Genomic DNA, 15,710 nt, shown 5'->3' with positions numbered 1-15,710 from the left:
TTGCGATGAGAAAGTATAAAAAATTTATAATTATAATTACAGCCGGCGTTCTGTTTTCATGTAACAAACAATTGGATTTGCCTTCAGATGGTAGGATAACTATGGAACAGGTATTCAGCGACTATAACAGAACCAGAGGGTATCTGAATTCATGTTATGGATATTGTCCGGCCCCTAATACCGATAGAGCATCTTTTGGAGACGAATCTCAGGATGCAGATGACAATGTTGTGAGTTCCAGATATGCTGCCTGGTATGGTGGATCAATAACTTCCAGTTCATATGCCCAGTATTCTGCGGATGGTAGTCCATGGGGTAAGTTGTACGAGGGAATCCGTAAATGCAATGTGTTTATAGAAAATATCAAAACAGCAACAGTATTTGCAACTGAAGCAGAGAAAGGCGCGTGGACAGCTCAGGCACATACTTTACGTGCACTTTATTATTTGCAATTGATAAAACGATATGGAGGAGTGCCGCTTATAGATAAACCTTTAGGTGTAGACTATGATTACTCTAAGGATAAGAAAGCCACTTTTTCGGAGGTTGTGAAATTCATTCTTGCAGATTGTGATAAAGCTTTATCCTATCCAGCTGGACGTGATGGCTTTTCATGGGATATTTACGATAACCAATATGGTATCATGACCAGGGCAATTGCATATGCCATCAAATCAGAGTCAGTTACTTATGCCGCAAGTCCTTTATGGGCCGATGGAACTTACTCATGGGCCGATGCTACAAGCATAAACATAGAGGCGCTTGCTCAATGCCTTGCAAACGATTATAAGCTTTTTACCCAGATTCCGGCAGCTGATGTTGCTCAAAATGCATATGCGTATTACAATCTGATTGGTTCCAACGATCAAAGGTCTACGGATAAAGAAACGATTTTTCATGGAGGCGGTAAGTTGCAAATATGGAAACTGGCTGGTATGCCAACAAATCCAGGAATGGAAAAAACTGGCCCGAGTCCAACCCAGGATCTGGTAGATAGTTACGAAATGGCAAATGGAGAAGCTCCAATAATTGGATATTCAGGAACGGATAACCTTGTGGCAACAGTAAATCCGGCATCCGGTTATGATCCGGGGAACCCATACATTGGTCGCGATCCCAGATTCTATGCTTCGATATACTATAATGGTGCCGTAAGGAATCTGAATGATCCTAACGGTAAAAAAGTGGAAACCTTTGTGGGCGGTCTTGAAGGGATTTCAGGAACGGAAAGAACGCGCACCAGAACAGGATATTACCTTCGTAAGTTCAACAATTACAAATCGGGAATTAGCAATGATGCAGATGGTTCTATTAGGATCTTCCGTTTGGCCGAACTCTATCTGAACTTTGCAGAATCTGCGTACCAGTCAGCGGGGCCTGATGCTGCGGTGTCCTCTGGAACGCTTACCGTGAGTGCCCGCGAGGCAGTTAGTGCTGTACGTGCCAGAGCTGGAATGCCTGCGTTTCCAGCCGGGATGTCAAAAGAAGCATTCGAAAAAAAGTATCGTAATGAAAGACGAATAGAGTTTGCTTTTGAAGGCCATCGTTTCTTTGATGTCAGAAGATGGAAAATCCTTGATCAGACAGATAAATTTGTTACCGGGATGAGGATTACTAAAGAAGGCTCAAACCTTACTTTTAGCCGTTTCAAATTTGCCAACAGAAATGCCTGGTCCAATAAGTATTTGTTGTACCCAATAGACCAGGCTGAAGTGGATAAGATGATTAACCTTACCGGACAGAATTGGCAAAACCCGGGGTGGCTTGATTAACAGCATCCTAAAAGTTACAATAAGAGCAGTATAGTACAGGTTGCTGATTATTAAAATAATTAATAGTATTGGTACAACCAAATGAAACCATTTATGAATTCAAACATCAGATCTTTTAAGGGTACTGTATGGGAGCACTTTGCCCACTTTGTGATACCGGTATTAATTTTAATAATTTCCGCTTGTTCAAGTACTAACAAAAACATTGCTTTCACTAAAGTTGAGAGTGGGTTTATAGTACCTCCGGATTCAATACAGACCAGTGTGTATTGGTATTGGATTTCAGACAATATCTCTAAACAAGGAGTTATAAACGATCTAAAGGCAATGAAAGCAGTAGGTATAAATCGTGCTTTTATTGGTAATATAGGTTTAACCGGAGAAGTTCCTTATGGAAAGGTCAAGTTGTTTTCTGATGAATGGTGGGATATTACACACACTGCTTTAAAAACGGCTTCGGAGTTAGGGATAGAAATAGGAATGTTTAATAGTCCTGGCTGGAGCCAGTCAGGCGGACCCTGGGTTAAACCTGAACAGGCAATGCGTTATCTGGCATCATCAGAAACTGTGTTCAAAGGACCTGCAAAAATTTCCCAAAAGCTTAATAAACCTGAAGGAAGTTTTCAGGATGTTAAACTGCTGGCTTTTAAAGCACCAAAAGGATATGGGAGCAGTATCGCTGATTTAAAACCTGTTATTACTTCCGATCCGGCTATAAAAAGCATTGCAAATATCCTTGATAAAAACCAGAAAACTGAAGCATTGCTGCCAGGTGGTAAACCTTCTGTTATTACCATAGCTGCCCAAGAAAGCTATACTGCAAGAAGTTTAACCATCTATCCATCCAAAAAGAACATGAGTATAGATGTGAAAATAGAGGCATTGGATAATGGTAATTACCGCGAAATAAAACAGTTCAAAGTAGACCGTAGCAATAACGCGTTGAATGTTGGTTTTGCTCAGTTTGCTCCGGTTATCATTTCATTTGATGCAGTAACATCAAAAGCCTTTCGTCTAACGTTTACCAATACATCCCAGGATGCCAGCATTGCTGAACTGGAAATTTCTTCGGTGCCAAAAGTGGAAAGATTCATCGAAAAAACACTCGCTAAAATGCACCCAACCCCACTTCCTTATTGGCATGAATATCAGTGGGCACAACAAAAAGAGGTAGCAGATAAGTCATTGCTGATAGATGAAGGCTCAATAAAAGATATCAGTTCAAATTTGTCGGCTGATGGTACACTTACATGGGATGTTCCCGAAGGTGAATGGATTGTAATGCGAACAGGAATGGCACCCACAGGTGTTCAAAATAGCCCGGCATCCCCAGAAGGAACCGGACTAGAGGTAGATAAAATGAACCATGAGCATGTGATAAAACACTTTGATGCATTCATGGGCGAAATTCAGAGAAGAATTCCTGCCGAAGACCGTAAAACATGGAAAGTCGCGGTTCAGGATAGTTACGAGATGGGCGGCCAAAACTGGACAGATGATTTCATTGCCAAGTTTAAAAAGCGTTACGGATATGATCCTATGCCACTTATACCGGTTATGTATGGGCACGTGGTAGGAAGTCAGGATAAATCAGATCGCTTTCTATGGGACCTGAGAAGATTTGTTGCAGACAATGTTGCTTATGAATATGTTGGCGGATTGCGCGATGTAAGTCACAAACATGGGTTAACCATATGGCTTGAAAATTATGGACACTGGGGTTTTCCCGGTGAATTTCTTCAATACGGAGGACAATCTGATGAAGTAGGCGGAGAGTTTTGGAGCGAAGGTGAACTTGGTAACATAGAAAACAGAGCAGCATCATCGGCAGCACATATTTATGGTAAAACTAAAGTTTCTGCAGAATCATTCACTGCTGCAGGAAATACCTTTGGTCGTTATCCGGCAATGATGAAACAACGTGGCGATCGCTTCTTTACAGAAGGGATCAATAATACGTTGCTACATGTTTATATTCAACAACCATATGAGGACAGGAAACCCGGTGTTAATGCCTGGTTTGGCAATGAGTTTAACCGTTTCAATACCTGGTTTTACGATATGGATATGTTTATCCATTATCTTAAGCGCAGTAATTTCATGCTGCAGCAAGGTAAATATGTTGCAGATGTAGCCTATTTTATTGGTGAAGATGCACCAAAAATGACTGGAATACAGGATCCTAAGCTCCCCGAAGGTTATTCCTTTGACTACATCAATGCAGAGGTGATCATTAACCGATTAACTGTTAAGGATGGCAAATTTGTACTTCCTGATGGTATGTCTTACCGGGTATTGGTACTTCCTGCACTGGAAACTATGAGGCCGGAATTGTTGGAGAAAATAGCAAGTCTGGTAAAAGCAGGTGGAGTGATATTGGGCCCAAAACCAAAACGCTCACCTAGTTTAGAAAACTACAGCACTGCAGATGACAATGTAAAAAAACTTGCCAACGAAGTTTGGGGAAAAATTGATGGACAGGGTATTAAAACAAATGAATATGGTAAGGGTCTGGTAATGGATGGTCTTGATTTACAACAGGCATTAGATAAAATAGGAGTGATTCCAGATTTTAAAACCGTTGGTAATGATCTGGCCCTGTATATCCATAGAAAGACTAACGATGGCGAAATATACTTTGTGTCTAATCAGAGTGATAAACCTATAAGCATTAATCCTGCATTCCGGGTTACCGGAAAAGCACCCGAATTGTGGAATGCTATAACAGGGAAAATGCGTGATCTTCCAGAGTACAGCTCAACACCAAATACAACATCTGTTCCTTTAAAACTCGATGCATTTGAAAGTGCTTTTATAATCTTCAGAAAAGACCAGTCCGGTAATGCCACGGCCGAGAAAAAGGTTAATTTCCCTGAGCCAATTGATGTAATTAAATTAACTGACCCATGGACCGTTAAATTTGATAAAGAGGGCAGAGGCCCAGAAGAACCTGTGGTATTTAAAACTTTAATAGATTGGTCAAAACACCCGGATACACGAATAGCTCATTATTCTGGAAGTGCCTTATATAATACTTCGTTTGAGATTAAGAAACCAGCTGCAGGGCAGCGTATTTATCTAAACCTCGGCGCAGTTACCGCATTGGCCAAAGTAAAGGTTAACGGTAAAGAGGTTGGTGGTGTATGGACACCACCTTACAAAGTAGACATTACCGAGGCAGTGTTGGCGGGTGAAAATAAGCTGGAAGTAAAAGTGGTTAACACCTGGGTAAACCGGTTGATAGGTGATTTAAAATTGCCAGAAGATCAACGTAAAACCTGGTCTTATATTAACCCGTACAAAGCAGACAGCCCGCTGCATCCATCAGGGTTAACAGGTCCGGTATCTATTGAAATAAATCCGTATTAAACACAACATTTATTATGAAGTCATTATCTTATAATAGATCGCTCTTTTCTTTGGCAATAGCAATAGCTATTGCCATTATATTTCAATCGTGCAACATCAAAAAGAAAATTACCCAGGATTATGATGTAGCTGCATTCTATTGGCCTGCCTATCACTATGAGCCTAGAGCGGAGTTTTTATTTCCAGAAAAAAAGGGGGAATGGGAGATCATTTATAAAGCGCAACCTAAAGAAAAAGGACATGCCCAACCAAAAGTCCCGCTCTGGGGATATCTGGACGAGGCAAATCCAAAAGATATGGATAAAAAGATCACTGCTGCTGTTGATCACGGAGTGAATACATTTATCTTCGATTGGTACTGGTATGAGGGAAAACCATTCCTTGAAGATTGTATCAACGAAGGCTTTTTAAAAGCCAACAAAGGCAGGATGAAGTTTTACCTGATGTGGGCAAATCATGATGCTACAACTTATTGGGAGCGCAAGAACCCGAAAAAAGATTCAGTGATCTGGAAAGGCAGTGTAGATCGTAAACAATTTAATATTGTGGTCGATCGTGTGATAGCAAAATATTTCAAAGATCCTGGTTATTACAAGATTGATGGTGCCCCGGTATTCTGTATCTACGAACTTCATACGCTGATTGCGGGATTGGGCGGTGCAACGCAAACCAAAGAGGCTTTGGATTACTTCAGAGAAAAAACAATTGCCGCAGGGTTTCCCGGACTGCACTTACAGGGAATTCTTTGGCAGGCCTTACCTTCAAGTATTGCAGGGGTACCCGGCGAAAAAATTGGAACACAGAATAAAGTTATGGAGTATTTTGGCTTTAACAGTTTAACAAATTACTGCTGGGCACATTTGCAAAATCCAGATGGAGATTACGAGAAATGGGCAGATCTGTCTACCAATATGTGGCAAGGATTTAGTAACGATTTTACCATTCCTTATTTCCCTAATCTCACAATTAGCTGGGATGCTAACCCAAGGTTTCCGTATAAAACCGGTTATATAAATAATCCCGCTCCTGAAAAATTTGCAAAGTATGTCGAAAAGGCAAAAGTATTTGCAGATACACATCCAAAACAACGCAAATTAATTACCATCAATGCCTGGAATGAGTGGTCGGAAGGAAGTTATCTCGAACCCGATACCTTACATAAAATGGGTTATCTGGACGTATTAAAAAGGGCATTTGTAAAAAAATAAATCCTATGAGGTCTGTTCACTTTATAATACTTTTTGCATTATTGGGGATTGGTTCATCAAGCGCTCAGCCGTTTGCCGGAGCTGATGATTTGGGCAGAGTTCTCCCTCAAAATAAGGAGGTGGGTAATCCTAGAAAAAAAACGGTTGCCATGTTCTACTTTTTATGGCATGAAACAGCACCACGCAAATATTGGGATCTCCATGAAATCGTGAATGCACATCCCGAAGTACTCAATGATTTTGATAATCCATATTGGGGAAGCGGGGGGATGTATTACTGGGGGCAACCCATTTATGGATATTATAGCGCAAATGATTATTGGGTACATTTAAGAAGTATTCAGTTGCTAACTGATGCTGGTGTGGATCTTCTTGTAATTGATGCAACAAACCGCTTAACTTATCCAAAACAAGCCGACGTGTTGATGAAGGCTATGAATGCAGTTCGGGCGCAGGGTAAAACCCCTCCTAAAATCGTGTTTTATACCAATACCTCATCGGGCGAGACCATGCAGGAAGCCTACAATAATTTTTATAAACCTGGTGCTCCATACCGCTACCCCGAGTGCTGGTATTTAATGGATGGTAAGCCGCTTATAATTGGAATATCTGCAGAAGCTAAGGGAAAAGATTATGAAAATACTTTCACATACAGAGAATCACAATGGCCAAACGAACCTCAAAAAACAAACAGCTGGCCATGGATTGAATTTGTAAGACCTCAAAAAACATATAAGAACGCCAAGGGAGAAACAGAAATCATCAATGTCTCAGTTGCACAGCACCCTAATCCAACGGCAGGAATGGGTGGTTCGGCATTTTACGGTAATAAAGACAATTGGGGTAGGAGCTATCATAATGGGTCACCCGGAAATCCTGCAACAGATGTAATTTATGGTTACAATTTTCAGGAGCAATGGGACTATGCTATAAAACAAAACACGCCTTTTGTGTATGTTACAGGTTGGAATGAGTGGATAGCCGGAAAATTTCCTAGTAGAGATAACAACCCGGAACACTCATGGTTTTGTGATCAGGCAAGCCCAGAATATAGCAGAGATATCGAGCCTTCGCTTACTGCCGGTTTAAAGGATAACTACTATATGCAATTGGTTGGCAATATAAGAAGATACAAAGGCGTAGCCGCAAATCCTTCGGCTGGCTTACCTAAAACAATTAATGGGTTCGGTGATTGGACATCAGTACAGCCCGTTTACAAGGATTATACCGGCGACACTCAGGAACGTAACCATCCAGGCACCCCGATTGAGCCTGCAATTGTTTATACCAATGCAACAGGCAGAAACGATTTTGAGCAGATGAAGATTGCGCGTGACAAAGTCAACATTTACTTTTTTGTTAAAACTGTAGCTGACATCACTTCCAATTCAGGCAGTAACTGGATGAGACTATATCTGGATACAGATCGAAGCGCCAAAACAGGCTGGAAAGGATATGATTTTAGAGTTGCAGGGGGAAGCAATTTGCAGCAATACAGAGATGGAGCCTGGAAAGATATACAGACTTTAAAATATGTAGTTAAGGGTAATCAAATGATGGTTACACTTCCAAGAATCTATCTTAAAAACGTAGCTAAACCGCTCAATTTCGAATTTAAATGGTCTGATAATATGCAGAACGATAACGATCCGTTAGACTGGTATCTAAATGGCGACACAGCACCGGGTGGCCGTTTTAATTTCATATATAGCGCTACCAATTGATGATGGGTTTAAAAAAAATCTTCTTATCGGGATTGATTTGTATCTCCTTTTATCAGACTGAAGCTCAAGTTTCATCATCAAATGCTGATACATGGGTARCAAAAGATGCGCTTGGCCGCACTATTGAGCCAGCAAAATATAAAACTCCACGTAAAGATAAGTATGCAGGAATATTCTATTTCATATGGCAGGGAGCTCACGGCTATGATCAGCATAAAGGAGGTGCTGCTGATGGTGGGGTGATGCCCAAAACACCAGGGGATACGGTTAGCCCATATGACATTACCAAGCTTTTAAAGGCCAATCCAACTGACCCTAAATATGGACCAATTCACGCTTTTCACCATTGGGGTGAACCTTATTTTGGGTATTACCTTGCCGATGATGAATGGGTGATCCGTAAACACGCACAAATGTTATCTGATGCTGGTATTGATGTAATTATTCTTGATGTAACCAATGCCGCTATTTATCTGCCGCAGGTTACAAAGATTGCCAATACTTACCTTAAAATGCGTGCCGAAGGATTAAGCACCCCATCTATTTCCTTTATTGTAAATAGTGTGCCCAAGCAAACGGTTAATAACCTTTATGAGCAGATTTATAAAAAAGGATTGTTTAGTAACCTTTGGTTTTTGTGGAAAGGAAAACCCCTGTTGTTGTGCCCGCCAGAGGCAGTTACACCCGAAATTAAAAATTTCTTTACCACCCGGCATTCCTGGGCATGGAGCAAAGGCCAGCAGTGGTTTGCAGATGGTAAAGACAAATGGCCATGGCTTGATCATTACCCTCAATCTTATGGCTGGCACGATTCAAAAGATAAAGCTGAACAGGTAACCGTTTCTATTGCACAACACCCGATGTCGAACATTGGCAGAAGCTTTCATAATGGTAAAGAGCCAGAAATATTTTCGACCGAAAAAGGACTTTACTTTGAAGAACAATGGAAAAGAGCCCTTGAGGTAGATCCTGAATTTGTATTTATAACCGGATGGAATGAGTGGGTGGCCATGCGCTTTAACGACGGAGCATCCAAAACCTTTTTAGGTAAGTCAATCGAAAAGGGAGAAACCTATTTTGTAGATCTTTATAATGCCGAATTTAGCAGAGATGCGGAACCTGAAAACGGCGTAACCAAAGACAATTATTATTACCAGCTGGTAGATAATGTAAGGAAGTTTAAAGGCACAGGAAAACTTCCCGTTTACAAAACCAATACATCAATGAGCATTGATGGGAAATTTAGTGATTGGAAAAAAATACCGGCGGTATATAAAGATGATAGTGGAGATACCTTCCATCGCAAACACCCAGGCTGGGGCCGAATAAATGAATATGTAAATAACACAGGTCGCAATGATATTATAGAATCCAGAATTACTTCAGATCAGCAAAATGTGTACTTCTATGTAAAAACAAAAGATCCATTAACACCATCGGATTCTCCAGATTGGATGCATTTGTTTATAGGTGTAAAAGGTGCTGCCAACCAAGGCTGGGAGGGCTTTCAATATGTAGTTAACCAGCGTGTTTTAAGTAATAATACTGCTACATTACATAACCTTAAAAAAGACTGTAGTTTAGGTAAATCATCTTCCATAAAATACAGAACAGACAAAAACGAATTGGAACTTGTTATCCCAAAAAAACAACTTGGTATTATAGGAAACGAGTTTACATTAGACTTTAAATGGGCCGATAACTCACCTGTTGACGGAAATGCCATGCATTGGCTAGACAAGGGTGATGCTGCTCCAAATGCACGGTTTGCCTACAGATATATTAAACAATAAGACCAGGTACTGGACAGTACAGGTTGCCATTCTACTGTAATTGTGGTATTTTAAAAAACCAAATGTTAACCAATGAGACGAACTAAAAATATATTTATTGCATTGCTATTTCTGTGTTTATCGGGGACCGCCTTCGCCGCCAAAATAACCGATGTAACCAGTTCCGTTGTTCCGGGAAATACGAGATGTGAATATCTGATCAACCCAAAGGGTCTGGATGAATTACAACCCCGTTTAAGCTGGACACTTACCGCAACCGATACCGCTGCTTTTGGACAAAAGCAAACTGCTTACCGGATTTTAGTTGCATCAACAGAAGGCGGACTTAAACTTAACAAAGGTGATATATGGGATTCCGGTTGGGTAAGTTCATCGCAGATGCAGCAGATAACCTACAAAGGAAGGCCGTTTGTATCTGATAAAAACTATTTTTGGAAAGTCTCGGTTAAAGACGAGAAAGGCAAAATCTCGCCTTGGAGTAAAGCCGCTCAATGGACTACGGGTTTACTTAAACCAACAGATTGGAAAGCAAAATGGATTGGCACAGATCAGATTTTTGATCCTGCCCAGCAAGATTGTAACATCTCCGATCCATGGCTTCGAAAAACCTTTACACTTAAAACAAAACCCGGAAAGGCAAACATATTTGTAGCCTCTGTAGGTTTCCATGAAATATACGTAAACGGTAAAAAAATAGGCAACGATGTTATGGCGCCAAGTGTAACAGACCATATGAAAAGGGCGCGTTACGTGGCCTACGATATTGCGCCGGAACTTAAAGCAGGTAAAAACGTAATCACCATCTGGTTAGGAACATCATGGTCTATTTTTGGACCCTACATCGTAAAAGACCGGCCAAATACCCCAATTGTAATTGCTCAGGCCGCAATTTATGCCAATAAAAACACTACACCGCTATCAAAACCTGAATTGGTAATAAGCACAGATGAAAGCTGGAAAACCCACAAGAGCCCAAATAAATTATTAGGCGTGTGGGATTCTAACAGAATGGGAGGAGAGATTTGGGATGCAAATAAAGAAGTTGCAAACTGGAACACTACCGCCTGTGATGAAACAACATGGGATAAGGCAATAACCTATCAGCCTAAGCTAGTCCTCTCTGCTCAAAAAATAGAGCCTAACCGTGTTTTTGATGAAATAAAGCCAATTGGAATTGTAGAAAGAAATGATGGGACATACCGGGTTGATATGGGTGTCAACTTTGCCGGGTGGACAGAAATTAAAGTAAAAGGTAAGCAAGGGGATACTGTGAAATTTTTATTCTCGGAAAGGGAACAATCCGATATCACTTTCAGCAACCACAGCGCTTTTGTTATTGGTAAAACAGGACAGGGAACTTTTCATAATCGATTTAATTATAGCTCAGGTCGCTGGGTTACTATTAAGGGTTTAAAAAGTAAGCCCTCACTTAATGATATCCGTGGTTGGATGGTACGTACAAATTACAAAGAAGCTACCACTTTTGAATGTTCAGACCCTTTGCAAAACTGGACATATAATACCATAAAATGGACCTTTCAAAATCTCTCAATAGGAGGGTATATTGTAGACTGCCCTCAGCGTGAAAGACTGGGCTATGGAGGCGATGCACATGCAACTTGCGAAACAGGAATGTTCAATTATCATATGGCTGCTTTCTATACCAAATGGATGGAAGACTGGAGAGATGTACAAGGAACTGAATCTCTGGTAGGAAACATGTACGACGAAAACTTTGCCCGCAAAAGCATAATGAGTGGTCGCATCATGAATAATGGTGTTCTGCCACATACTGCACCTACTTACATGGGGGGCGGTGGCCCTGCATGGGGCGGTATAGTAGTCTCTTTGCCCTGGTTTATTTATCAGCATGAAKGCGACAAAAGGGTGCTTGATAAGAATTTTGAAATGATCAAAGGCTGGCTTTCATTTTTGGATCTGAATACTAAAGATGATATGTTGGTTCGCTTTGGCGGATCATGGGATTTTTTGGGTGATTGGTTATGGCCTGGAGCCACAGCCGAAGGGATGAATAACAATAAACCCCAAACCGTTTTCTTAAACAATTGCTATAGAATATTTAACCTGCGTACGGCTGCTAAAATTGCTCGCGTACTTCATAAAGATAAAGAAGCACAACAGTGGGAAAAACAAGCAGATGTATCAAGCGCAGCAATTCACGCTAAATTTTACAATGCAGATGATCATAGTTATTCTGATAAATCAATGTCTAATCTTGCTGCGGCCTTATTGGGTGAGGTAATGCCTCAAGACTTGAAACCATTAATCATGAAGCGGCTTGAAAATGAGATTCTGGTGGTTCATAAAGGGCACATCAATGTAGGGATAACAGGCGGAGCAATGCTCTTTAAAGTATTAAGAGACGCCGGACGCGATGACCTTATTTATGCCATGACCTCGCAGACTGATTATCCGAGCTGGGGCTACATGAAAGCCAATGGTGCAACAACCATTTGGGAAATGTGGGAAAAAGACCTGCCTGGACATTCTCTATTACATAGCTCATACCTGTATCCGGGTGCCTGGTATATTGACGGAGTTGCTGGTATAAAACGCGATCCGCAGGCACCCGGATTTCAACGCTTTATCGTTCGCCCCCCACTGTTAACAGCCACGCAAATGGAATGGGCCAAAGCCAATATAGAATCGCCTGCAGGTTTAATCAAAACGGCATGGAAACGTACAGGTAATCAGCTCACCATGAACATAAACGTACCTCCTAATTGTACGGCTATACTTCAGCTACAGGAAAATGAGACAAAAAATGTAACTGATAAGTCAAACCACATTAAGGACTTAGGTTTAAAGGATGGTTTCAGATCTTTTGAGCTTACATCAGGTAACCATATTATTAAAACAGAGAAAATCTAAACAGATCATTATAAATTAAAAACATGTTACAAAAATTCTTATATCCTCTTTTTGCCATTTGTTTAATAGCCGCTAGTACACATGCACAGCCAGGCAAGAAACTAAGTAGTTCTGCTAAAGCTGATAATATTAGTCCTTTAACCAGACAATATATTTCTCCTGTAAAGATTTTATGGAAAGAAGGCCAGGTTAACAACATTGAGCAATTGTTGAAACCGGGAATTAGTCAGGCCGATCTGGCCAATCGTAACATGGCGATCTTGAAAAATGATGGCTCAGGTAAAAAAGCATCTATATTACTGGATTTTGGTAAAGAACTGCAGGGTGGATTGGAGATTGTAACCGGCATGTGGGGGCCAAAAAATGTTCCCCTTAAAATACGTGTGCGTTATGGTGAATCGGCAAGCGAAGCCATGTCTGACGTTGGTGGTCCAAAGGGTGCAACCAATGATCATGCTATCAGGGATTTTACCACATTGGCTCCCTGGTTGGGCCGAATCCAATTGGCGGAAAGCGGATTTCGCTTTGTGCGCATAGACCTTGAAGAGGAAAATGCAGAACTGCAATTGAAAGAAGTACGTGCAATTTTTACCTATCGTGATATTCCTTATATCGGTTCATTTAAAAGCAATGATGAACGCCTGAACAAAATTTGGGAAACGGGTGCCTATACAGTACACTTGAACATGCAGGAATATCTTTGGGATGGAATTAAACGTGATAGGCTGGTATGGGTTGGTGATCTTCATCCTGAAATATCTACCGTTAATTCTGTTTTTGGATACAATGAGGTGGTTCCTAAAAGTTTAGATTTATCAAAGGAAACTACTCCTTTACCAGGTTGGATGAATGGGATAAGTACTTATTCTATGTGGTGGATTATTCTTCATTACGATTGGTATATGCAGAACGGAGATTTAAATTACCTGAAACAACAGAAGCAGTATTTAAATGGATTGGTAAAGCAAATAGTAGCAAAAGTTGGTGATGATAATCAGGAAAAACTGGATGGGACGCGTTTTCTGGACTGGCCATCAAGCGAAAATCCTAAGGGAATTCATGCAGGCTTGCAGGCCATGACGGTTTGGTCATTGGCTACGGCATCCAAAATAAGTAACCTTGTAGGCGATAAAGAAACCGCTGATTTATGCAACAAAACGGTGGCCAGGATGCGCAAATATATACCCGATCCTAATGGTTCAAAACAAGCGGCAGCTTTGCTTGCCATTACTGGTTTAATGCCTGCAGAGAAAGCCAATAAAGATGTACTTTCAGTTGGTGGTGCAGCAAATTTCTCTACTTTTTATGGCTACTATATGCTCGAGGCAAAAGCTAAAGCAGGGGACCATCAAGGTGCTATTGATGTAATCCGTCAGTACTGGGGTGCAATGCTCGACTTAGGAGCCACCACTTTCTGGGAAGATTTTAATATGGACTGGATAGCGAATGCTTCCCGCATAGATGAGTTAGTACCAGAAGGTAAAAAAGACGTACATGGCGATTATGGAGCATACTGTTATGTAGGTTTCAGACATAGCTTATGCCATGGATGGGCCTCGGGGCCAACAGCATGGTTAACTGAACATGTTTTAGGTGTTAAAGTAGTGGAAGCGGGTTGTAAAGCAATTAAAATAGAACCGCATTTAGGTGATTTAAAGTTTGTAGAAGGTACATACCCTACACCTTATGGTGTTTTAAAAATTAAACATACTAAACTGGCTAACGGTAAAATTAAAACGGATATAAATGCCCCTAAAGGAGTAAGGATAATTCAATAGAATTATCCTTGTTAAAATTAATGCACTCATCATCAGTTGTTTGTGTTAATTTTTAAAATTCTTTTGGTAAAAAATGGAATAGTCCCGCACTTGTGCTTATAAATCAATTATAGGCGATAAAAATGGATTATTCTTTATATACTATTGAGGACTTTCTAACCGACGAAAGTTTTGTTAAATATTGTTTGCGCGATAACCATCAGGATATTGCATTCTGGGAAAACATCCTTATCCGGTACCCGGAACTTTCGACAAAAATACACCAGGCCGAATCGCTTTTCTTTTTACTTTCTGTAAAAATTGATCCTCAGGAAAAGGAGCAGGAATTATCCAAACTTAAATCTTCTATTGAACACTTACAGACATTAGAGTCTGAACAGATACCTGCGAAAACGATTCGTTTAAAAAGCCGGACGCTTTGGTTCTCATCGGCAGCAGCAATTTTAATTGCTATAGGCGCCTATGCACTGTTGAATAGGAAGGATTATAGCACAACCATTCCTGTCTACAATGAACTTAGCACCAAAGCCACTATAAAAACAGGATATAACGAACGTAAATCTATAAGGCTGTCAGATGGAAGTACTGTGTTGATGAATAGCTTAACAACACTAAAGATAGACGACAATTACAACGAAAATAACCGGGTTTTATGGATGGATGGAGAGGCTCATTTTAGCGTTGCTAAAAATAAAGACAAACCTTTCATTGTAGTTTCAGGCAAAACAGCCACCACAGCCCTGGGCACCTCTTTTAAAATCAACAATTACAAAATGCATACTTCTACCTCTGTAATGCTCACCACTGGTAAGGTTAGTGTTGGAACTGTTAATCATCAAAAAATAATAAACAAAGTTGACCTGATTCCCGGAGAGCAGGTTGAGATTGTGGAGACTCAAAATAAATTTACAAAATCAAACTTTGAGCTGGAAAAAGTAGAGAACTGGGCAGAAAGAAAACTCGTATTCTCAATGGCTTCTTTAAAAGATATTAAATCGGTTTTAAAGGAGATCTATGGAGTTGAAATCAGAACAGAAAAACAACCTAAAAAGCCAATCGCTTTTACCGGTCAATTTAAAAATGAAAATCTTACTGATGTGCTTAATGCCATCGGATTCGCTAACCACTTTACTTACACTATAAAAAATGATACTGTAACACTGGCATTCTAAAC

The 15,710-nt window shown here is 40.5% G+C and carries 8 protein-coding genes; all 8 read left to right on the top strand.

Annotated features, from left to right (window positions below; genetic code table 11):
- The first annotated feature begins 5 nt into the window (after positions 1-5).
- The gene (locus AC1DDK_RS04665) at positions 6-1,772 is read left to right on the top strand and encodes a RagB/SusD family nutrient uptake outer membrane protein (RefSeq protein WP_337715901.1); all 1,767 of its coding nucleotides are present in this window, start codon (positions 6-8) and stop codon (positions 1,770-1,772) included.
- 93 nt (positions 1,773-1,865) lie between these two features.
- Positions 1,866-5,141: a glycosyl hydrolase gene (locus tag AC1DDK_RS04660; protein ID WP_337715898.1), complete on the top strand. Its 3,276-nt coding sequence runs from the start codon at positions 1,866-1,868 to the stop codon at positions 5,139-5,141.
- Positions 5,142-5,155: 14 nt separating this feature from the next.
- Complete coding sequence (locus tag AC1DDK_RS04655) at positions 5,156-6,349, top strand: glycosyltransferase WbsX family protein (protein WP_337715896.1); 1,194 nt, start codon at positions 5,156-5,158, stop codon at positions 6,347-6,349.
- Between the two features lie 5 nt (positions 6,350-6,354).
- Positions 6,355-8,073, top strand: coding sequence for a hypothetical protein (locus AC1DDK_RS04650; RefSeq protein WP_337715894.1), 1,719 nt, complete (start codon positions 6,355-6,357; stop codon positions 8,071-8,073).
- Positions 8,073-9,866 (top strand): glycoside hydrolase family 71/99 protein, encoded by a 1,794-nt coding sequence (locus AC1DDK_RS04645; RefSeq protein WP_477633863.1) that lies wholly within the window; start codon positions 8,073-8,075, stop codon positions 9,864-9,866. The genes AC1DDK_RS04650 and AC1DDK_RS04645 overlap by 1 nt, the downstream gene beginning before the upstream one ends.
- Before the next feature lie 72 nt (positions 9,867-9,938).
- Positions 9,939-12,758: a family 78 glycoside hydrolase catalytic domain gene (locus tag AC1DDK_RS04640; RefSeq protein ID WP_477633862.1), complete on the top strand. Its 2,820-nt coding sequence runs from the start codon at positions 9,939-9,941 to the stop codon at positions 12,756-12,758.
- Between the two features lie 23 nt (positions 12,759-12,781).
- Positions 12,782-14,536 carry an alpha-L-rhamnosidase-related protein gene (locus tag AC1DDK_RS04635; RefSeq protein WP_288879557.1) on the top strand — a complete coding sequence of 585 codons (1,755 nt, stop codon included), beginning with the start codon at positions 12,782-12,784 and terminating at the stop codon, positions 14,534-14,536.
- 122 nt (positions 14,537-14,658) lie between these two features.
- Positions 14,659-15,708, top strand: a complete 1,050-nt coding sequence (locus AC1DDK_RS04630) for a FecR family protein (RefSeq protein WP_337715887.1) — start codon at positions 14,659-14,661, stop codon at positions 15,706-15,708.
- The last annotated feature ends 2 nt before the right edge of the window (positions 15,709-15,710 follow it).

Source organism: Pedobacter sp. 05T44, assembly GCF_056395985.1.
Note: the sequence above shows the minus strand (reverse complement) of the source record. Positions and strands in the feature narration are given on the sequence as shown.